The following is a 19,849-nucleotide window of genomic DNA, read 5'->3' on the forward strand; positions in this document are numbered from 1 at the left end:
TCGCATCGGTCGTGTGACGATCAGAGCCGTTCTTCGACCCAACCCTTCACGCCGGCCAGCGCGCCCGGCAGGTTCGCCGGCTCGGTGCCGCCCGCCTGCGCCATGTCCGGACGACCACCGCCCTTGCCGCCGACTTGCTGCGCGACGAAGTTTACCAACTCGCCGGCCTTGACCTTCTTGCTCGCGTCCGGCGTGACGCCCGCGATCAGGCTGACCTTGCCGCCTTCGACGGCCGCCAGCACGATCGCCGCGCGCTTCAGCTTGTCCTTCAGCTTGTCGACCGTTTCGCGCAGCGTCTTCGCGTCGGCGCCATCGAGCGTCGCGGCCAGCACGTACACGCCGCCGACTTCGACGGCCTGCTGCGCGAGCTCGTCGCCCTGGCTCGACGCGAGCTTCGACTTCAGCGCGCCCAGTTCCTTCTCGAGCGACTTCACCTGCTCCTGCACCTGCGCGATCCGCTGCGTCAGTTCCGACGGCTGCGCCTTCAGCGCCGCTGCCGCTTCGTTCACGCGCGCGTCGAGTTCCTGCACGTAGCGCACCGCGTTGTCGCCGGTGATCGCCTCGACGCGGCGGATGCCGGCCGCGACGCCGCCTTCGACGACGATCTTGAACAGGCCGATGTCGCCGGTGCGGTGCACGTGCGTGCCGCCGCACAGTTCGCGCGAGAAGCCGAGATCGAGCACGCGCACTTCGTCGCCGTACTTCTCGCCGAACAGCGCCATCGCGCCGCCCTTCACCGCTTCGTCGTACGGCATCACGCGCACGATGCCCGGTGCGTTGGCCAGGATCTCGTTGTTGACGATCTGCTCGACGCGACGGATTTCGTCGTCGGTCATCGGTGCGTTGTGCGCGAAGTCGAAACGGGTCTTGTCCGCGTCGACGAGCGAACCCTTCTGCTGCACGTGCGCGCCGAGCACTTCGCGCAGCGCCTTGTGCATCAGGTGGGTGGCCGAGTGGTTGCGTTGCGTGCGGGCACGGCGATGCGCGTCGATTTCCGCGCGCAGCACGTCGCCGACCTTCAGCGTGCCCTGCTCCAGCGTGCCGTGATGGCCGATCACGTCGGCCTGCACCTTCAGCGTGTCGGCCACCGCGAAGCGCGTCGCGGCGTTCGCGAGCACGCCCTGGTCGCCGACCTGGCCGCCCGATTCCGCATAGAACGGGGTGTGGTCGAGCACGACGACCGCATCCTGGCCGGTCTTCACTTCGTTGACGGCCGAACCGTCGACGTACAGCGCGACGACCTTCGCATCGTCGAACGCGATTTCCTCGTAACCGTGGAACGTGGTCTTCGCGCCCGAGTATTCGAGGCCCTGCGTGGCCTTGAACTTGCCGGCCGCGCGCGCCTGCTCGCGCTGGCGCGCCATCGCGTCGTCGAATGCCGGCTCGTCGACCGTCATCCCGCGCTCGCGGCACACGTCGGCCGTCAGGTCCAGCGGGAAGCCGTAGGTATCGTGCAGCTTGAACGCGAGTTCGCCGTCGAGCACCTTGCCGCCCTTCGCGTCGACGTCCGCCAGCGCGGCTTCGAGGATCGACATCCCGTGCTCGATCGTCTCGAAGAAGCGCTCCTCTTCCTGGCGCAGCACGTCGGTGACGCGCTGCTCGGCTTCCTTCAGCTCCGGATAGGCGGTGCCCATCTCGGCGACGAGGTCGGCCACCAGCTTGTGGAAGAACGCGCCCTTGCGGCCCAGCTTGTAGCCGTGGCGGATCGCGCGGCGCACGATCCGGCGCAGCACGTAGCCGCGGCCTTCGTTGCCGGGAATCACGCCGTCGACGATCAGGAACGAGCACGCGCGGATGTGATCGGCGATCACCTTCAGCGAGTTGTTCGTGAGGTCGCTGATCTCGGTCACGCGCGCGGCGGCCTTGATCAGGTTCTGGAACAGGTCGATCTCGTAGTTGCTGTGCACGTGCTGCAGCACCGCGGCGAGACGCTCGAGGCCCATGCCGGTGTCGACCGACTGCTTCGGCAGGCGCGTCATGTTGCCCTGCGCGTCGCGGTTGAACTGCATGAACACGAGGTTCCAGATCTCGATGTAGCGGTCGCCGTCTTCTTCGGGCGACCCCGGCGGGCCGCCCCACACGTCCGGGCCGTGGTCGTAGAAGATTTCGGTGCACGGGCCGCACGGGCCGGTGTCGCCCATCGTCCAGAAGTTGTCCGACGCGTAGCGCGCGCCCTTGTTGTCGCCGATCCGGATGATCCGCTCGGTCGGCACGCCGACTTCCTTCGCCCAGATGTCGTACGCCTCGTCGTCTTCCTGATAGACGGTGACCCACAGCTTGTCCTTCGGCAGCTGGTAGACCGTGGTCAGCAGCTCCCACGCGAACTTGATCGCGTCGTGCTTGAAGTAGTCGCCGAACGAGAAGTTGCCGAGCATCTCGAAGAACGTGTGGTGGCGCGCCGTATAGCCGACGTTCTCGAGGTCGTTGTGCTTGCCGCCCGCGCGCACGCTGCGCTGCGCCGTCGTGGCGCGCGAGTACGGGCGCGGGTCCGTGCCGAGGAAGACGTCCTTGAACTGGACCATGCCCGAGTTCGTGAACATCAGCGTGGGGTCGTTACCGGGCACGAGGCTCGACGAGCGGACGATCGTGTGGCCCTTCGATTCGAAGAATTTGAGGAATTTCTCGCGGATTTCGGCAGCTTTCATGGCGTGCGGGGACAGTCTGGCAAAGACGGCTTCAAACGCCGGCGCCCCAGGCGGGGCGCGCGACGGCATGGATTCGGAAACGATCGATTATACGGGATCGGGGCCGGCTTCCGGGCAAAGCGCCGGCAAGGCGGCTCGGCCATCCGGACGACCGGTCGGAGCCTGTTCCCGCTGATAACGGGCTTGCGAACGTGCCTTTCCGCCCGCAGGGCAAGGAGAAAGGAGGCGCAATAGCCGTAGCTATTGCAACGACGAACGACGCCGCCATGCGGGCGGAAAGGCACGTTCCCCTATTTTTTGAAGAATTTCATTCGTCGGGCTGGCCCCCAGAAGGGCCGATCGCCGCGTCATGCTCCTTGCGAATACATCGAGTATTCACGGCGTCGCATTCCTTGCGCTCGGCCCTTCTGGGGGCCAGCGCAAGCCCGTTATCAGCGGGAACAGGCTCCAGGCCACCCGCGCGGCCGATTCGCCTTAAGATGCTCGGCATGCCAATCGGCCTTGCCCGGCAAGGCAGGCCCGCCATGAAAGGAGACGATTCGACGATGGGTGCCCTGAGCCATATCCGCGTGCTGGACCTGACCCGCGTGCTCGCGGGCCCGTGGTGCGCGCAAACCCTCGCCGATTTCGGCGCGGACGTGATCAAGGTCGAGCGCCCGGGCGCCGGCGACGACACGCGCCACTGGGGGCCGCCGTACCTGAAGGACGCGGACGGCGCGGATACCGCCGAAGCCGCGTACTACCTCGCGGCGAACCGCAACAAGCGCTCGGTGACGATCGACATCGCGACGCCGGAGGGCCAGCAGATCGTGCGCGAGCTCGCCGCGCAGAGCGACGTCGTGCTCGAGAACTACAAGGTCGGCCAGTTGAAGAAATACGGGCTCGATTACGAATCCCTGCGCGCGGTGAAGCCCGATCTCGTCTACTGCTCGGTCACCGGCTTCGGCCAGACGGGGCCGTACGCGCACCGCGCGGGCTACGACTTCATCGTGCAGGGGATCGGCGGCTTCATGAGCATCACCGGCGAACGCGACGGCGAACCGGGCGGCGGCCCGCAGAAGGCCGGCGTCGCGATCGCCGATCTCGCGACCGGCCTCTATTCGACGATCGCCGTGCTCGCCGCGCTCGCGCACCGCGACCGCACGGGCGAAGGCCAGTACATCGACATGGCGCTGCTCGACGTGCAGGTCGCGCTGCTCGCGAACATGAACACCAACTTCCTCGCGAGCGGCAAGCCGCCGGTGCGCTGGGGCAACGCGCATCCGAACATCGTGCCGTACCAGACGTTCCAGACGCGCGACGGCTGGATCATCGTCGCGGTCGGCAACGACGGGCAGTTCCGCAAGTTCGTCGAGGCCGGCGGCCGGCCCGAGCTGGCCGACGACGAGCGCTTCGCGACGAACCCGTCGCGCGTGCGTCACCGCGACACGCTGGTGCCGATTCTCGCGGAGATGGTGAAGGCGCGCGACAAGGCCGACTGGATCGGCGCGCTCGAAGCGGCCGGCGTGCCGTGCGGGCCGATCAACGATCTCGACGAGGTGTTCGACAACGAGCAGGTGGTCGCGCGCGGAATGCAGGTATCGCTGCCGCATCCGTGCGGCGCGGACGTGAAGCTCGTGCGCAACCCGATCCGGATGAGCGCGACGCCGCCCGACGCGCGCACGGCCCCGCCGCTGCTCGGCGCGCAGACGGAAGACGTGCTGCGCGACATGCTCGGCTACGACGACGAGCGGATTGCGGCGTTGAAGGCGAAACGGGCGATCTGAGCCCGTGTGACACCCGGCCCGACGGCCCGCGCAAGCAGTGTCGGCCGGGTATATCGGGGGTCAGCGCCGCGCAAGCGTATCGCACCCGCCAGCGAGCAGTGCGAGCGCGGCACGCGCGGCCGGATCGACGACGATCGCGCGATCGCCCGCGCCCGGGAGGCCGGCGACTGCCACCGTGTCCGTATCGGCCGCCCCCCGGAATACCAATGCCGGAAGCGGTTCGGAGGCGATACGATCGCGCATTTCCAGCGTGCCGAGCGGCGTCGGGAACGCAGTCGCGAGCTCGGCGCCGCTCGGCACGCTACCGCGCGCGATCAGCGTGGTGAGCGGCGCGAGCCGACCGGCCAACCCAGGTGGCGCGACACACAGCCGGGCAGCACGGCCATCGGCAAACGTGACGCGCACGGAGAATGGCGCCGCCGGCTGCACGCGATGCGCGTTCACGCTCAGCGTACCCGCGGTGTAGACGAACGACATCACCTCATCCGGCTGCACGCTGAGTATTTCGGTACCCGGCGCGATCGGCGCGGGACTGCCGGCACTTCCGACCATGCTTCGCCAAGCCAATCCAACGAGCACGGCGACGAACACCACGCCAGCCGCGCGTACGACCCGGCCTGTTGCCGCGCGCGTCATGACACCTGCACCATGGTGCCAACCGGCGTCCATTCGTACAGTTGCCGCGCATCGGCTTCACTCAGCCGCACACATCCGTGCGAGCCGAACCGGTCACTCACCGAATTGCGGGCCAGCCGCACGACGCCGAGCGGCATCGGGCCGTGGTATTGATGAAAAGCCTTGCCATCCGTGGTGAAGAACATTGCATGATCCATCTGCACGTTATACATGCGACTGCGATAAGGGTGGTGCTTGCGGAGGATTCTGAACGTGCCCCGATCGGTCGGGTGCGCGCGGTCGCCTGTCACGCAGTCGAAGCGGAACACGCAAACGCGCCCCTCGTATGCTTCCACGCATTGCCGTGACAGATCAACCTGAATCCGTTTCGTCGCGGCTCCGTTGTTTTCTTTGGTACGGTCCGATCGTGCGGGCTGGACTGGCATGGAGGCTTTCCGTCTGGTCGAATGGCCCGCCAGACTACCCATTACCGGCTTCAAGCGATATCGGACACGTCAGAAATTCGGAGCGCTGTCCGATAGCAGATGAGCCTGCTCCCGCGCACGCCCACCAAGCGATGTGCCCGGATGGCGCGACGTGCTTCGGGGACTGCCGACGCGCACGGCTACGCCGCTGCTCGGCGACGACGACGAACGGATTGCGGCGTTAAAGGCGAAGCCGACGATCTGAAGGTCCTGCGATCCGCCTTGCGCGGCACGGTCAACCCGCGACCGCCAGCGCATCGAGCCAGCCGCGCGCTTGCGGCCAGTCGCCGAGCCCGCTGTCCGCGTTGATGTGGCCGCGCGGACCGAGGTCATGGAACATGCTGCCCCACGCGTGCGCGCAGCCGCGTGCAAACGCGAGCGAGCCGTACGGATCGTCGCTGCTCGCGACCACGCAGGTCGGAAACGGCAACCGCTCGTGCGGCACCGGGCCGAAGCCGTGTGCGTCGGTCGGAAACGCCGGCGCAGTCGGGTCGGGCAATGCGACGAGCAATGCGCCGCGCACCTTCGCGAGCGCGGCCGGGCGTGCATAGCGGGTCGCCCACCATGCGGTGGTCAGCGTGCCGAGGCTGTGGCCGGCGATCAGCACGGGCCCGCGCGCGGCTTCGACCGCACGGTCGAGCGCGCGACACCAGCCGTTGCGGAACGCGCTGTCCCAGTCCGGCATCGCAATCCGCACGAAACGCGCATCGGCGCGCTCCCAGCGGCTTTGCCAGTGAAGCGGGCCTGAATTGGCATAGCCCGGCAAGACGAAAACGACGGGGTCGGTCATGGAAGGATTCGTCGACGAATGGAGTCGTGTTGTAGCGTCGACGCAGTGTCGCACACCCGCCTCTCCCTGATGGTGCCTGTCAAAATCCGGGGGATGTGCGTGACCTTCGAGCGGGTCGTGACGCGGTGAGGCGGCAGGCGTCACGACCAGGGGCCGGCGGTCAGATGCGCCCGCGTCGCGGGCGCCCGCCGGCGTGAATCAGCGTACGCCGGCGCCGACCAGGCCGCCTGCCGCCGCGCCGGCCACCGTGCCGACCGGGCCGCCCGTGATCAGGTAGCCGAGCGCGCCGCCCGCGGCCGCGCCGATCCCGGCATTGCGTTGCGTATGCGTCATCGCGCAGGCGCCGAGTTGCGAGAGAGCCGCGACGATCACCGCGGTACGAACGAGAAAAGTGGTCTTCTTCATCATGATTATTGGCTTCCTCCCGCCACGCAAAAATTGCGAATGGCGGCATTGAATCGGTAAAGCCATCATAGGAAAAGCCGAACGGCGCCCGCAATCCGATTTACGTCGTGTTACAGCCGACACACACTCGATATATTGAGATACACATCGCGAACGGACGGCGCCCGACCGGCAAGCCGCGCGGGACGGACCCCGGTCAGGTAGAATTACAGGATTAAACCGGCGCGACGCGCCGACACAACCCTGACGCCAACCGCATGAGCACCGAACGCAACGACGCCCCCGCGGCTTCCAATTTCATCCGCAACATCATCGACGACGACAACCGCACCGGCAAATGGGGCGGCCGCGTCGAGACGCGCTTCCCGCCCGAGCCGAACGGCTATCTGCACATCGGTCACGCGAAGAGCATCTGCCTGAACTTCAGCGTCGCGCGCGACTACGGCGGCGTGTGCCACCTGCGCTTCGACGACACGAACCCGGAAAAGGAAAGCGTCGAATACGTCGATTCGATCGTCGACGCGGTGCGCTGGCTCGGCTTCGACTGGCGCAAGGACGCGGTCGATCATCAGTATTTCGCGAGCGACTACTACGACAAGCTGTACGAATTCGCCGAGCTGCTGATCCAGCGCGGCAAGGCGTACGTCGACAGCCAGAGCGCCGACGAAATGCGTGCGAACCGCGGCTCGCTGACCGAAGGCGGCAAGCCGTCGCCGTTCCGCGACCGCTCGCCCGAGGAAAACCTCGACCTGTTCCGCCGGATGAAGGCCGGCGAGTTCAAGGAAGGCGAGCACGTGCTGCGCGCGAAGATCGACATGGCGTCGCCGAACATGAACATGCGCGATCCGGTGATCTACCGGATCCGCTACGCGCACCACTACCGCACCGGCGACGCGTGGTGCGTGTATCCGATGTACGACTACACGCACTGCATCTCGGATGCGCTCGAAGGCATCACGCATTCGCTGTGCACGCTCGAGTTCGAGGATCACCGCCCGCTGTACGACTGGGTGCTGAACGAACTCGCGGATGCCGGCATGTTCACGCGCCCGCTGCCGCAACAGATCGAATTCTCGCGGCTGAACCTCACGTACGCGATCACCAGCAAGCGCAAGCTGCTGCAGCTCGTCACCGAAGGCCACGTCGACGGCTGGGACGACCCGCGCATGCCCACGATCGTCGGGATCCGCCGCCGCGGCTTCACGCCGGAGAGCATCCATCTGTTCTGCGAGCGGATCGGCGTGACGAAGGTCGATTCGTGGATCGACATGAGCGTGTTCGAAGGCGCGCTGCGCGACGACCTCGACGACAAGGCCGCGCGTACGGTCGCGGTGCTCGATCCGCTGAAGCTCGTGATCGACAACTATCCGGAAGACCTCGAGGAAGCGTGCACGGCGCCCGTGCATCCGCACCATCCGGACCGCGGCGTGCGCACGTTCCCGATCTCGCGCGAGCTGTGGATCGAGCGCGAGGATTTCGTCGAGAATCCGCCGAAGGGCTATTTCCGCCTGTTCCCGGGCAACAAGGTGCGCCTGCGCTACGGCTACGTGATCGAATGCACGGGCTTCGACAAGGACGCCGACGGCAACGTGACGGCCGTGCACTGCAACTACTTCCCGGACAGCAAGTCGGGCACCGAAGGCGCGAACACGTACAAGGTCAAGGGCAACATCCACTGGGTCAGCGCGAAGCATGCGCAGCCGGCCGAAGTGCGGATCTACGATCGCCTGTTCAAGGAGCCGCACCCGGACGCGGGCGGCGCGAACTTCCTCGAGGCGCTGAACCCCGATTCGAAGAAGATCGTGCAGGCCTACGTCGAGCCGGGCAACGGCGACATCGCGCCGGAAACGCGCCTGCAGTTCGAGCGCCACGGCTACTTCGTGGCGGACCGTGTCGATTCGAAGCCGGGCAAGCCGGTGTTCAACCGGATCGTCGGGCTGCGCGACAGCTGGGGCAAGCCGGCCTGACGGCCTGCTGCGCGCGGCGGCGTGCGGCTTCGCAAGCCGCCCCGCTGCCTGATCATGAAAAAACCGGCCCTCGGCCCGGTTTTTTCATGCGCGTGCGCCGAAGGACGGAAGGCGGCGGCGCCCGTTCACGCGCCCGACAACCGCCGATGCAGCTCCGCGAGCGACAGCTTCGTGCGAAACAGCCGCGCGAGACTGCGGCTCGCATAGGTGTCGATGTCGCCCGGCGCGGTCCAGCGGTACGCATCCATTTCGGGAATCATCGAGCCGTCGCGACGGCTCGGAAACAGCGACGTACACGTGCACTGCGCGGGATCGATCTCGCCTTCGGCCACCTGCACCGCGAACAGGTGCAGGTCCTTGTCGTGCCGGTACGCGAAGCGGCCGAGATCGAGCAAGCGGGCCCGCGCGAACTCGATGCCGGTTTCCTCGAGCAGTTCGCGCAGCGCGGCGTCGGCCGGCGTCTCGCCCGGTTCGCCCTGCCCCTTCGGGATGTCCCAGTGCGTGGTGTCCGTCGCGTGCGCGAGGAACACGCGGCCGGCCGCATCCAGGATCACGACGCCGCACGACACGGTGCGCGGCGCGCCGCCCCGCTTCATCACGCGTGTGCTCAGCGCTTCTGCAATTGCCACTTGCCCGCGGCCGTCTTGCAGTAGACGGGCTTGAGCGTCATCGTCTGGCCCTTCGCGGCGATTTCGGTCGCGACTTCGCGGCAGGTCTTGCCGTCCGTTTCCGTCGTGCTCGGCGTGAGCTTCGCGTCGATCTGTGTGCCGCGGCCGCTGCTCCGCCACGTCGTGGTCTCGCCGTCCTTGCCTTCGTCGCGCACCTGCACGACCGCCCTGGAAAGCGACGCGCGGTCGGTCTTGCTGAAATAGCTGATCGGCGTGTCGTTCAGGAAGTTCAGGTTGTTCTGGGCATGGGCGGGCAGCATCGCGGCTGCACACGCGGCGCCGGCCAGCACACGCGTGACGACGGAAAGGGATGCACGCATCGACATGTTGTTCTCCTTGGATGTTCGATCGAACGGTGCGGTGCATGCCGGCGAACGGCATGCACCACGCCCGTCAGCGAGCGAGCATAGCATGCGTGCTGCGGTGAAGGCCTTCTACGGTTTGGCCGCCGCCCCCGTTTGCTGATATCCGTCAGTCAGCGTGCCGAGGAACGCGATCACGTCCTTGATCTCGGCCGCGTTCAGCGCCGGCTGCTCGCCGCGCTTGCGGTCGAACGGCGCTTCGCGGTTGATGTTCGGCCAGTAGCGCTTCGGCAAATCGTCGTAGATCTGCACCTTGCCGTGCACGACCGGATAGAACTTCTCCGGATGGATGTCGCGTTCGACGTAGAAGCGCATCACGTCCTCGAGCGAGTGATACACGCCGTTGTGGAAGAACGTCTTGCGCAGCGCGACGTTGCGCAGCGACGGCGTGCGGAACAGCCCGCAGAATTCGTCGCGTCCCTTCAGGTCGGTGCGTTCGGGGCCGCAGGCGCCGAGATCGTAAAAGCGCGGGTCGCGATTGACGGGCAGCGCGCGGTTGCGCGGCACCGCGATCGCGATCAGCCCGAAATCGCTGAACTGCGGCGGGCCGCCTTCGAGCGTGCGCTGGCTGATGTGGCAGCTCGCGCAGTTCCCCTTCTTCTCGTCGTTGAACAGCTGCAGCCCGTGCAGCTCCGCGGGCGTGAGCTGTGCGTGGCCGGCCAGATACGCGTCGTACTTGCTCGTGTACGGATCGAACAGCGCCGGCTGCTGCTGGAACGCGTCGAGCGCGCGCAGCACCGCATCGAACGTCGCCTGGTCGTTGCCGAGCACTTGGTCGCCGAATGCCTTGCGGAACGCATCGGCATACGGTGCGGCGCGAACCGCCTTCGCGACCCGCGCGGGCGAACTGCTCATCTCGAACGGCGACGTGAGCGGAATGCGCGCCTGTGCATCGCGCGTATCGACGCGGCCGTCCCAGGTGAGCCCGCCGGTCGGGCCCGCGTCGATGCTTTCGTCACCTTCGTCCGGCGAATCGTGGAAGTGCTCGCTGAACGGCGGAATGCCGCGCAGGTACTTCAGCGACGGCACCGCACGAAAGCCGATGCGGTGCATGTCGTCGCCGCCCAGTTGCACCGACAGCGCGTTCGGCGGCCCGAACGCATGGTCGGCGCTATGGCACGACGCGCACGCGAGCTTGCCGGACCCGGACAGCGACGGATCGAAGAACAACTGCTTGCCGAGCGCCGTCATCTGCTTCACGCCCTCGAACACCTGCGCACGCGTCTGCGGCTGGCTGGCCGGCGCGACCGCCGGAGCGGCGGGAGCGGCCTGAGCCGCCGGTACGACGGACGCGGCCGATGCAGTCGTGCCGGGCTGCGCATCGCAACCGGCGAGCGCCGCGAGCGCGCCGACCAACGCGAGCGTCGCCGCGGCCGGGATCAGCGATCGCGCGGACGCGAAGGTTTTCAGAAGGGTGTGCATCGTCGTTGTTCTGGTAGCGGTGGGCAGGTGGGCAATCGGCCGGAGCTTATGTCAGTTCCGTGACCGTTGGATGACGTTCGACCGACAGTCAATTGAAAGCGTCCCTACACCCGGCTGTCAAATCGGTTCCAGATAATGCGCGCAGCCGGGCGGTACCGCGAGGTTCGTGCGCCGGCCCTCCCCGCCACCCGGTTCCCACACGCGACCAACGACGAATGAGAGAGAACATCGCATGAAGAAGCACGCCTGGATTCGCTACACGCCGATCGCCCTCGCGGCCGCGCTCAGCCTGACCGCCTGCGGCGGCGACGACGTCACGCAGCAGGGTCTGTCGGCCGTCAAGAACGTCGTCGTGATCTACGCGGAAAACCGCAGCTTCGACAACCTGTACGGCAACTTCCCGGGCGCAAACGGTCTGCAGAACGCGACGGCCGCGAACTCGGTGCAGAAGGATCGCGACGGCTCGACGATGGCGACGCTGCCGAAGATCTGGGGCGGCCTGACCGCGACCGGCATCACGCCGGCGGTGACCGAGGCGATGACGGCGAACCTGCCGAACGCGCCGTTCGCGATCGACGATCCGAAGGGCTTCAACCAGTCGATGAGCATCGCGACGCGCGACATCGTGCACCGCTTCTACCAGGACCAGATGCAGATCAACGGCGGCAAGAACGACATGTACGCCGCCTGGACCGACGCGGGCGGCCTGACGATGGGCCACTACACGGCCGATCCGTCGAAGCTGCCGCTGTGGAAGGTCGCGCAGCAGTACGTGCTCGCCGACAACTTCTTCATGGGCGCGTTCGGCGGTTCGTTCCTGAACCACCAGTACCTGATCTGCGCGTGCGCGCCGTACTACCCGAACGCCGACAAGAGCCCGGCGGCCGGCAAGATCGCCGTGCTGAACGCCGACGGCAAGTCGCTGAAGGTCGCGACGAACTCGCCGGCTTCCGCGCTGAGCGGCCCGCCGAAGTTCGTCAACGACGGCGCGCTGACGCCCGACTTCTACGGCATCAACACGATGCAGCCGGCGTATCAGCCGAGCGGCAACAAGGCGGCCACGGGCGGCGACCCGCTGCTCGCCGACCCGGCCAACCCGTCGACGATGCCGCCGCAAACGGCGACCAACATCGGCGACCTGATGACCAACGCGGGCGTGTCGTGGGCGTGGTATTCCGGCGCATGGGGCCAGGCGCTGCAGGCGAGCCAGAACGGCACGTCGAACGTGATCTACGGCGCCGACCTGTCGACGCCGAACTTCCAGCCGCACCACCAGCCGTTCAACTACTTCGCGAACCAGGCGCCGGGCACCGCGAGCCGCGCGCAGCACCTGCTCGACGGCGGCGCGAACGGCGCCGAGTTCATCAAGGCGATCGCTGCGGGCACGCTGCCGCAAGTCACGTTCTACAAGCCGCAAGGCAACCTGAACGAGCACCCGGGCTACACGGACGTGACCTCCGGCGACCAGCACATCGCCGACGTGATCGCGCACCTGCAGGCCAGCCCGCAATGGAAGAACATGGTCGTGGTCGTCACGTACGACGAAAACGGCGGCTTCTGGGATCACGCGACGCCGCCGAATGCCGACCGCTGGGGCCCCGGCACCCGCATTCCGGCGCTGATCGTGTCGCCGTATGCGAAGAAGGGCTTCGTCGACCACACGCAGTACGACACGGGCTCGATCCTGCGCTTCATCACGCGCCGCTTCTCGCTGCCGCGCCTCGCGGGCCTGCAGCAGCGCGATGACGCACTGAAGGCGAACGGTTCGCAGCCGATGGGCGACCTGACGAACGCGCTCGCGCTGTCGCCGAATCTGTAACGGCATCACCCTCACCGCGAACGGGCCGGCCACGCTGCCGGCCCGGACGAACGAAGGGCAGCTCCGCGGAGCTGCCCTTTTTTCAAGCCGCGTGCGGGTTGCCGCGCGCCGGCGTCACCAGCCGTACTTCAGCTCGACGCCGACGTAGTCGGCGTTGTGCCCGCCCGCCTGCCGGATCGCGTCGCCGACCTGGAAATGCACGGCCTCCACCGCGCCGATCAGGTTCGCGGCGATCGTCCAGTCCGCGCGCAGCTGCACGTACATGCCCGTCCACAACCCGCCCTTGCCCGCCGTGCCCGGCACCGGGATGTTCGGCTGCTGATAGACGGCGTCGCCGGTCGTCTCGCGCCACTGGAAGCCCAGCGCGCCGAGCAACGACAGGTTCGCCGACGGTTTCAGCGTCACGGACGGCTTCACGTGAATCAGGTTCGCGTAACTCGTATAGCCGGCCAGCGTGAAGTAATAGCCGTTCGGAAACAGCGGATTGAAGGTGCCGACGCGGCCGTCGCGCGGATGCCGGTCGCCCGACGCCGCGTCGACCTGCAGCGCGATGCGCGGCGACCACGGCGCGTCGAGCTTGTAGCCGGCGATCGAACCGACGGCCCACGCGCCGATCGTGGCGTTGCCGAGCGTGCCGGTCTGCAGCATCGTTTCGAGATCCCAGTCGAAGCGGCCGTGCGTGCCCGTGTAGCGGACGTCCCACACGTCGCGATGCTCGGGGCCGCTCGCATCGAGGAAACGCGCGCTGCTGCGGTTGTAGCGCGACCAGTAGCCGGACAGGTCGCCCGGCCCCACCGACTGCCGCTCGAAGCGCACGCCGCTGAACGTGAGATCGCGATTCGACACGTCGTCGAAATCGGACGCGTTGCGGTTCTGCACCGGCTGCGTCGCATAGCCGATGAAGCGCCACTTCCCGTATTCGTAATCGGCCCATACCGCATCGAACGCCTGCCGTACGTTCGGGCCGTCGCGCGCGGCGATGAAGCGCTGCAGGTCGAACGCCATCTCCTGACGGCCGACGCGGAACTTGACCGTGCCGCCGCCGAGCGCGCCCGTGTAGGTCGCGAACGCCTGTTCGAGATCGACCGGGTTCCTGTCGACCGGCGACACCGTGTTCTTGCCGAACGCGCGCGCGTCCTGCAACTGCGCGAAGAACTGCCAGTGCGGGCCGAGATGCACATCGGCGTGCACTTCGATGCGCTGGATCAAGTACGTATCCGATTGCGCGGCGCCGATGCCGAACAGCTGTGCGTCGTTGGTCTCGAGCCGCTCGCGCAGGTTCACGCCGAGCGACAGATAGGATGACGGATCGTTGCCGAGCGGGATGTATTTCAACCCGTCGAGCGGCGCGCGCGGCACGCACGGATTCGCGAGCACCGACCAGTCTTCCTGCCAGCGGTTGAACAGGACGGTCGGCCGCTTGGCGGTGCACATCGGTGTCGTGGTGGTCGTGGTGGTCGTGGTGGCCGCGGACGTCGAGGCCGGCGTCGAAGCCGATGACGCGGTCGATGCCGGCGCCGGTTCTTGCGTCGAAGTCGAAGTCGAAGCCGAAGTCGACGCGGCTGCCGTTTCCGCGAACGCCTCGTCGGCGCCCGCGAACAGCAGCCCCGCGACGAGCGACACGCGCGCGGCCCGCTCGAAGCGGCGGCCGCGGCGTCGCCTCCGTCGCTCGATCATGCGCGCTCCTGCGTGGGGGCACCGGCCGATTGCGCCGCGCACAGCGCGAGCGTCGCGAGCGCGCCGACGGGCACCAGCAACGCGAGGAATCCGACATAGCGGAACCCGAGCGCACCGCCCGCCGCACCGAGCGCGAACGCGACGATCGCCGGTAGCATCTTCGCGAAGCGTGCACGCGCGGTGGCACGCACGTTGTCCGCCGTGCCGGGCGACAGGATGTCGACGGCATCGAGGATCGCCTGCGTGACGTTGCCGGTCATCACCGTGTTCGGCACGCCGCCCGCGCGCGCGATCACGCGCGGATGCGCGTTCTGCACGCCCATCGCGAACGTGCCGACGATGCCGGCCACGAGCGCCGCCAGGCTGTCCGGCTGCGTGACGGGCGTCGCCCACACGCCGGCCGCGCAGAAGCCGAGCAGCAGCACGGCCTGCACCGTATGCAGCACGCGCGTGCCCTGCCACGCGGGCCGCGCGGCCATCGACCGCGCGATCAGGCTGCTCGCGATCACGCCGCACACGAACGCCGGAAACACGCTGAGCTTCAGTATGACGCCCTGGCCGAAGCCCGCGAGGCCCGCGCCGATCAGCACGAAGTTGCCGGTCACGTGCGCGGTGAACAGCCCGAACAGCGCGACGAAGCTCAGCGTATCGACGAAGCCGGCCACCGCGGCAAGGATCGTGTCCTCGTGCTTCATCGCGCGACGCTCGCGTGGATTTCGGCGACGTAGCCGCCCGGGAACTGCACGAGCGCCGCGTCGCGGCCGTCCGACTTGAACGGCGGCACGAGCACCGTCACGCCCGCGGCTTCGGCCTGCTTCAGCGTCGCCGCGAGATCGGCGACTTCGTAGCCGGTCATTTCGTGCCCGAACGGGTACGGCAGATGGCCGTCGGTCACGAGCACGGTCATCTTGCCGAAGCCCGACTCGATGCGAATGCGGCGGTACGTATCGTCCGGCCGGCCGATCTCGATGCCGGGCGCCTTCAGGTTGTCGGACACCACCTTGCCCTTCGAGAACTTGACGAAGTCGTGCACGAACTTGCGCACGCTTTGCGGCGACACGTACACGCGATTCTCGGGGATGGTCTGCAGCGCGTCGTAATTCGGCGCCTGCGTGTGCCAGTACAGCTGCATGTTCACGCCGCCCGCCCACGTGACGATCGCGTCGCGCCCGATCGGATCGGGGAACGTGTCGACGATCACGTCGGCGCCGTGCTCGCGCGCGGACTTCACCGCGACGTCCATGTCGGTCACGAGATAGCCGGTGCGCTCCGCGCAGAACGGATACGGGATCGGCGTCTTGAAGCCGAACACCGAGATCGTGCCGACCGGCGTCAGCACGAGCTGCGACATCGTCTGGCTCGGCGTCGGCGTGACCTGGAACACGCCCTGCTTCGACTTCTTGCCGCCGAACGTCGCGACGAAGCTGTCGGTGAAGCGGTCGAAGTCGTCGGGCGCGACGCACACGTGCGTCGTGTCGTACTGCGGACCGACGGCCACCGTGGGCGCGACGGCCGGCGGCACCGGCGGTTTCGCGAACGCCGTCGGCGCGCAGGCAAGACCGCCCGCGAGCATCGCGGCGAGCAGCACGGAACGAATGGATTTCATCACAGGCTTTCCTGGTGGTTGCATCGTCATCGAATGGAACGGCCATCATCGGCCAATTGCCGCACATCGTCGAGCACGGTCGCGAGCACGAGTGCCGCGATCAGCCCGAGATGCTCGAAAAAGCTGTTGAGCGCCATGAAGTGCTCGGCGCCCGAACGGTTCCAGAAATCGTTCGCCACGACCATCGCGACGAGCGTCAGCATGCCGAGGCTGCCGGCGCCGAGCCACGTGAAGCGGCGAAACACCACGCACAGCGAGCCGACGATCTCGACCGCGATCGCGAGCGCCGCCCACAGCGCGGCCGGCTGCAGGCCGAAATGCGCCTGCTCCGCGACCGCGCCGTGGAAGTCGAGCGCCTTCGCGACGCCGCCGAGCAGATAGGCGGACACCAGCGCGAGGCGCGCGAGCGGCAGGACCCACGGCTGCGCGAGCAGCGCGCGGATCCACGCGGGGGTGCCGTAGACGGTGCGCGTCGTCATGTCAGACCGCCCAGCACGAACAGCCGAACGCGCCCCAGAAGCCCTTCGCGTCAGCCGTCGGCAACGCGCTTGCCCATGCGCCCGCGTGCGCATGCTGGTGAACGTTGCATTCGTTCGCGCAGGCACACATCGCAGCGGCCGCCGCGCGTTGCAACGGCGCGCCATTGCGCTGCGTCGCGCCCCAGCCGCCATAGCCGCCGAACTCGCGCACGGGCGACCAGTCGGGCATCGCCGGCGGAATCGGCGCGTCGTGCGACGCGAACGGCCCCGCGCCCCATACGATCTTCCCGTCGACCACCGTCAGCAACGCGGTCGTGCCGGCGATATCGTCCTCCGCGCATGCGAAGAAATCGCGATCCGGGACCACCAGGTCAGCAAGCTGCCCCACCGCGATCCGCCCTTTCTTGCCCTCCTCGTTCGAGAACCACGTCACGTACTCGGTCCACATCCGCAGCGCGGTTTCGCGATCGAGCAGGTTGCGCTGCGGATACAGGCGCAAACCGCCGACCGTCTTGCCGGCCACGAGCCACGCGAGCGACACCCACGGGTTGTACGATGCGACACGCGTCGCGTCGGTGCCGGCCGACACCTTGAGCCCCTTGGCGAGCATCTTCGCGACAGGCGGCGTCGCCTCCGCGGCTTGCGCGCCGTAGCGCTCGACGAAGTATTCGCCCTGGTACGCCATCCGGTGCTGCACCGCGATGCCGCCGCCGAGTGCGGCGATCCGGTCCATCGACTTCTCGGTGATCGTTTCCGCGTGATCGAAGAACCAGTTCAGCCCGTCGAGCGGGATGTCCTCGTTGACCTTCTCGAACACGTCGAGCGCGCGGCTGATCGTTTCGTCGTAGGTCGCATGCATGCGCCACGGCCAGCGGTTTTCCGCGAGCACACGCACGACGCCTTCGAGATCGTCCTCCATCTGCGCGGGCAGGTCCGGCCGCGCGACGCGGAAATCCTCGAAATCGGCCGCGGAAAACGCCAGCATCTCTCCGGCGCCGTTGTTGCGGAAGTAGTCGGTGCCATCGTGGTACTTGACGCTCTTCGTCCAGTTCACGAAGTCTTCCTTCTCCGCGTTCGGCTTCTGCGTGAACAGGTTGTACGCGATCCGGATCGTCATCTCGCCCGCGTCGTGCAGCTTGCGGATCACTTCATAATCGTCGGGATAATTCTGCGAACCGCCGCCCGCGTCGATCACGCCCGTCACGCCGAGCCGGTTCAGCTCGCGCATGAAATGGCGCGTCGAGTTGTACTGATACTCGAACGGCAGCTTCGGGCCCTTCGCGAGCGTCGCGTAGAGGATCGTCGCGTTCGGGTTCGCGAGCAGCAGGCCGGTCGGGTTGCCTGCCGCGTCGCGCAGGATCGTGCCGCCCGGCGGCTCCGGCGTGTCCTTCGTATAGCCGACCACCCGCAGCGCCGCCGCGTTCAGCAACGCGCGATCGTAGAGGTGCAGGATGAACACAGGCGTGTCCGGCGCGACTGCGTTGAGTTCGTCGATCGTCGGCAGCCGCTTCTCCACGAACTGATGTTCGGTGAAGCCGCCGACCACGCGCACCCACTGCGGCGCGGGCGTGATCGCGACCTGCTGCTTGAGCATCTCCATCGCGAGCGCGAGCGACGGCACGCCGTCCCAGCGCAGTTCCATGTTGTAGTTCAGTCCGCCACGAATCACGTGGCAGTGGTTGTCGATCAGACCCGGCAGCACGCCGCGGCCGCCGAGATCGACCACCTTCGTCGCGCGGCCCGCGAGCGGCACGATCTCCGCATTGCCGCCGACCGCGACGAAGCGGCCGTCCTTGATCGCGACGGCCGTCGCGACGGGGTTCGCGCGGTCGAGCGTCGTGAATCGCCCGTTGTGCAGGATGAGATCGGGTTGAGTATCGGTTGCGCTCATTGACATATCCTCGATGCGGTCAGAAGCCGAGCCAGTGGCGGATGGCGCCGATGGCCTGCGCGCCGATCAGCATGCCGGCGAGGCCGATCAGCGCGATCAGCGGCGGCGCGGGCGAGCGGACCTTGATCACGCTGTACACGACGCCGATCAGCAGGCCGGCGCCCAATGAAATTAGATAAGATTCCATAACGATTTTTTCTCCCGGCCGGATTAGAATCACCGGCATCGCGACGCCGCCTGCGCGGCGCAACGCATCCGTTTCGCTTCCCCGCCATCCGCTCCGACCATGCAACACCTTCCTGATCTCGAAGCCTGGGCCATCTTCGCGCGCGTCGCGGAGACGGGTTCGTTCGCGAAAGCGGCCGACCTGCTCGGCGTATCGCAACCCACCGTGTCGAAGGCGATCGCGCGCCTCGAAAAACGTCTCGGCGCGATGCTGCTGTACCGCACGTCGCGCAAGCTGTCGCTCACGCCGACCGGCGAACTGCTGCGCGACCGCGCGATCCGCCTGCTCGCCGATGCGGAACTGATCGAGAGCGAGGCCACCGCGCAAGCGCTGGAACCGCACGGCCTCGTGCGCGTGAACGCGCCGATGTCGTTCGGGCTGCGCCATCTGTCGCCGGTGCTGCCCGCGTTTCTCGAGCGCTATCCGCGCGTCGACGTCGATCTCGTGCTCACCGACCACATCGTCGACATCGTGTCCGGCGGCTTCGACGTCGCGATCCGGATCGCCGAGTTGAGCGATTCGTCGCTGCGCTCGCGCCGGCTGTGCGCGGTGCGCCGGCCGCTCGTCGCGTCGCCCGCGTACCTCGACCGGCACGGCCGGCCCGCGCATCCGCGCGACATCGAACAGCACGTGTGCCTCACCTACACGAACCTGCCGACGCCCGAGTACTGGCGCTTTCGTCACCCGGCATCGGGCGACGACTTCGGCGTAAACGTGCACGGACGCATCCGCTCCAACAACGCCGACGTGATCGTGCCCGCGCTCATCGAGGGGCACGGCCTCGCGCTTCAGCCCGAGTTCCTGGTGTGGGACGAACTGCAGCGCGGCGAACTCGAGGAAGTGATGAGCGACTGGAAGATCGCGGACATCAACGTGAACCTCGTCACGCCGCCCGGCATGCTGCGCGCCGCGCGCGTGACGGTGCTGCTCGAATTCCTCGCCGAACATTTCTCGCGCGCGCCGTGGGCGCTGCCCGCCGCCTGAACGCGCGACGGCCGACGGCACGCGATCGCCGCAGCCCGCGCG

General features: G+C 67.4%; 18 protein-coding genes. 4 read left to right on the forward strand and 14 right to left on the reverse strand.

Annotation, left to right across the window (positions count from 1 at the left end):
• Window positions 1–20: 20 nt before the first annotated feature.
• Window positions 21–2,645: an alanine--tRNA ligase gene (gene alaS / locus HWX14_RS04310; protein ID WP_175881678.1), complete on the reverse strand. Its 2,625-nt coding sequence runs from the start codon at window positions 2,643–2,645 to the stop codon at window positions 21–23.
• Window positions 2,646–3,190: 545 nt separating this feature from the next.
• Between alaS and HWX14_RS04315 the strand changes: the two genes are divergently transcribed.
• Entirely contained in the window at window positions 3,191–4,411 is a 1,221-nt protein-coding gene (locus HWX14_RS04315; RefSeq protein ID WP_175881679.1) for a CaiB/BaiF CoA-transferase family protein, read from the forward strand.
• A 60-nt stretch (window positions 4,412–4,471) separates the two neighbouring features.
• Here the strand turns inward: HWX14_RS04315 and HWX14_RS04320 are convergent, their stop codons facing one another.
• The 4 genes from HWX14_RS04320 to HWX14_RS04335 all read right to left on the reverse strand — a co-directional run bounded on the left by HWX14_RS04320 (window position 4,472) and on the right by HWX14_RS04335 (window position 6,709).
• Window positions 4,472–5,047, reverse strand: coding sequence for a hypothetical protein (locus HWX14_RS04320; protein ID WP_244130161.1), 576 nt, complete (start codon window positions 5,045–5,047; stop codon window positions 4,472–4,474).
• Entirely contained in the window at window positions 5,044–5,472 is a 429-nt protein-coding gene (locus HWX14_RS04325) for a L,D-transpeptidase (RefSeq protein WP_175881680.1), read from the reverse strand. The genes HWX14_RS04320 and HWX14_RS04325 overlap by 4 nt, the downstream gene beginning before the upstream one ends.
• Before the next feature lie 274 nt (window positions 5,473–5,746).
• Entirely contained in the window at window positions 5,747–6,301 is a 555-nt protein-coding gene (locus HWX14_RS04330; protein ID WP_175881681.1) for an alpha/beta hydrolase, read from the reverse strand.
• Window positions 6,302–6,499: 198 nt separating this feature from the next.
• A complete protein-coding gene (locus tag HWX14_RS04335; protein WP_006497729.1) occupies window positions 6,500–6,709 on the reverse strand; it encodes an ornithine acetyltransferase in 210 nt (69 codons plus the stop codon).
• A 254-nt stretch (window positions 6,710–6,963) separates the two neighbouring features.
• Between HWX14_RS04335 and HWX14_RS04340 the strand changes: the two genes are divergently transcribed.
• A complete protein-coding gene (locus HWX14_RS04340) occupies window positions 6,964–8,673 on the forward strand; it encodes a glutamine--tRNA ligase/YqeY domain fusion protein (RefSeq protein WP_175881682.1) in 1,710 nt (569 codons plus the stop codon).
• Window positions 8,674–8,798: 125 nt separating this feature from the next.
• Here HWX14_RS04340 and HWX14_RS04345 read toward each other — a convergent pair whose 3' ends face one another.
• The 3 genes from HWX14_RS04345 to HWX14_RS04355 all read right to left on the reverse strand — a co-directional run bounded on the left by HWX14_RS04345 (window position 8,799) and on the right by HWX14_RS04355 (window position 11,125).
• A complete protein-coding gene (locus HWX14_RS04345) occupies window positions 8,799–9,269 on the reverse strand; it encodes an NUDIX hydrolase (protein ID WP_175882347.1) in 471 nt (156 codons plus the stop codon).
• A gap of 11 nt (window positions 9,270–9,280) precedes the next feature.
• A complete protein-coding gene (locus HWX14_RS04350) occupies window positions 9,281–9,667 on the reverse strand; it encodes a hypothetical protein (RefSeq protein ID WP_175881683.1) in 387 nt (128 codons plus the stop codon).
• Window positions 9,668–9,775: 108 nt separating this feature from the next.
• A complete protein-coding gene (locus tag HWX14_RS04355) occupies window positions 9,776–11,125 on the reverse strand; it encodes a cytochrome c peroxidase (protein WP_175881684.1) in 1,350 nt (449 codons plus the stop codon).
• A gap of 232 nt (window positions 11,126–11,357) precedes the next feature.
• Between HWX14_RS04355 and HWX14_RS04360 the strand changes: the two genes are divergently transcribed.
• The gene (locus HWX14_RS04360; RefSeq protein WP_175881685.1) at window positions 11,358–12,944 is read left to right on the forward strand and encodes an acid phosphatase; all 1,587 of its coding nucleotides are present in this window, start codon (window positions 11,358–11,360) and stop codon (window positions 12,942–12,944) included.
• A 114-nt stretch (window positions 12,945–13,058) separates the two neighbouring features.
• Here the strand turns inward: HWX14_RS04360 and HWX14_RS04365 are convergent, their stop codons facing one another.
• From HWX14_RS04365 to HWX14_RS04390, 6 genes are read right to left on the reverse strand one after another with little or no spacing between them, the layout of a single operon-like run.
• A complete protein-coding gene (locus HWX14_RS04365) occupies window positions 13,059–14,621 on the reverse strand; it encodes an alginate export family protein (RefSeq protein ID WP_175881686.1) in 1,563 nt (520 codons plus the stop codon).
• The gene (locus HWX14_RS04370; RefSeq protein ID WP_175881687.1) at window positions 14,618–15,316 is read right to left on the reverse strand and encodes a YoaK family protein; all 699 of its coding nucleotides are present in this window, start codon (window positions 15,314–15,316) and stop codon (window positions 14,618–14,620) included. The genes HWX14_RS04365 and HWX14_RS04370 overlap by 4 nt, the downstream gene beginning before the upstream one ends.
• A complete protein-coding gene (locus tag HWX14_RS04375; RefSeq protein WP_244130162.1) occupies window positions 15,313–16,227 on the reverse strand; it encodes a glyoxalase in 915 nt (304 codons plus the stop codon). Before HWX14_RS04375 ends, HWX14_RS04370 begins: the two co-directional genes overlap by 4 nt.
• A 26-nt stretch (window positions 16,228–16,253) precedes the next feature.
• Entirely contained in the window at window positions 16,254–16,706 is a 453-nt protein-coding gene (locus HWX14_RS04380; protein ID WP_175881688.1) for a DoxX family protein, read from the reverse strand.
• A gap of 1 nt (window position 16,707) precedes the next feature.
• Complete coding sequence (locus HWX14_RS04385) at window positions 16,708–18,597, reverse strand: amidohydrolase (protein ID WP_175881689.1); 1,890 nt, start codon at window positions 18,595–18,597, stop codon at window positions 16,708–16,710.
• A gap of 19 nt (window positions 18,598–18,616) precedes the next feature.
• Window positions 18,617–18,784, reverse strand: a complete 168-nt coding sequence (locus HWX14_RS04390; protein ID WP_124482527.1) for a DUF1427 family protein — start codon at window positions 18,782–18,784, stop codon at window positions 18,617–18,619.
• Window positions 18,785–18,883: 99 nt separating this feature from the next.
• Between HWX14_RS04390 and HWX14_RS04395 the strand changes: the two genes are divergently transcribed.
• The gene (locus HWX14_RS04395) at window positions 18,884–19,807 is read left to right on the forward strand and encodes a LysR family transcriptional regulator (protein WP_124482529.1); all 924 of its coding nucleotides are present in this window, start codon (window positions 18,884–18,886) and stop codon (window positions 19,805–19,807) included.
• Window positions 19,808–19,849: the final 42 nt, after the last annotated feature.

Source organism: Burkholderia sp. BCC0044, assembly GCF_902832955.1.
GTDB lineage: Bacteria > Pseudomonadota > Gammaproteobacteria > Burkholderiales > Burkholderiaceae > Burkholderia.

Coding starts and splice junctions, on each gene's coding strand:
- HWX14_RS04345 (WP_175882347.1), bottom strand. CDS start 9,269: ATGAAGCGGGGCGGCGCGCCGCGCACCGTGTCGTGCGGCGTCGTGATC.
- HWX14_RS04385 (WP_175881689.1), bottom strand. CDS start 18,597: ATGAGCGCAACCGATACTCAACCCGATCTCATCCTGCACAACGGGCGA.
- HWX14_RS04365 (WP_175881686.1), bottom strand. CDS start 14,621: ATGATCGAGCGACGGAGGCGACGCCGCGGCCGCCGCTTCGAGCGGGCC.
- HWX14_RS04375 (WP_244130162.1), bottom strand. CDS start 16,227: ATGAAATCCATTCGTTCCGTGCTGCTCGCCGCGATGCTCGCGGGCGGT.
- HWX14_RS04330 (WP_175881681.1), bottom strand. CDS start 6,301: ATGACCGACCCCGTCGTTTTCGTCTTGCCGGGCTATGCCAATTCAGGC.
- HWX14_RS04325 (WP_175881680.1), bottom strand. CDS start 5,472: ATGCCAGTCCAGCCCGCACGATCGGACCGTACCAAAGAAAACAACGGA.
- HWX14_RS04320 (WP_244130161.1), bottom strand. CDS start 5,047: ATGACGCGCGCGGCAACAGGCCGGGTCGTACGCGCGGCTGGCGTGGTG.
- HWX14_RS04395 (WP_124482529.1), top strand. CDS start 18,884: ATGCAACACCTTCCTGATCTCGAAGCCTGGGCCATCTTCGCGCGCGTC.
- HWX14_RS04340 (WP_175881682.1), top strand. CDS start 6,964: ATGAGCACCGAACGCAACGACGCCCCCGCGGCTTCCAATTTCATCCGC.
- HWX14_RS04370 (WP_175881687.1), bottom strand. CDS start 15,316: ATGAAGCACGAGGACACGATCCTTGCCGCGGTGGCCGGCTTCGTCGAT.
- HWX14_RS04360 (WP_175881685.1), top strand. CDS start 11,358: ATGAAGAAGCACGCCTGGATTCGCTACACGCCGATCGCCCTCGCGGCC.
- HWX14_RS04355 (WP_175881684.1), bottom strand. CDS start 11,125: ATGCACACCCTTCTGAAAACCTTCGCGTCCGCGCGATCGCTGATCCCG.
- alaS (WP_175881678.1), bottom strand. CDS start 2,645: ATGAAAGCTGCCGAAATCCGCGAGAAATTCCTCAAATTCTTCGAATCG.
- HWX14_RS04315 (WP_175881679.1), top strand. CDS start 3,191: ATGGGTGCCCTGAGCCATATCCGCGTGCTGGACCTGACCCGCGTGCTC.
- HWX14_RS04390 (WP_124482527.1), bottom strand. CDS start 18,784: ATGGAATCTTATCTAATTTCATTGGGCGCCGGCCTGCTGATCGGCGTC.
- HWX14_RS04335 (WP_006497729.1), bottom strand. CDS start 6,709: ATGATGAAGAAGACCACTTTTCTCGTTCGTACCGCGGTGATCGTCGCG.
- HWX14_RS04350 (WP_175881683.1), bottom strand. CDS start 9,667: ATGTCGATGCGTGCATCCCTTTCCGTCGTCACGCGTGTGCTGGCCGGC.
- HWX14_RS04380 (WP_175881688.1), bottom strand. CDS start 16,706: ATGACGACGCGCACCGTCTACGGCACCCCCGCGTGGATCCGCGCGCTG.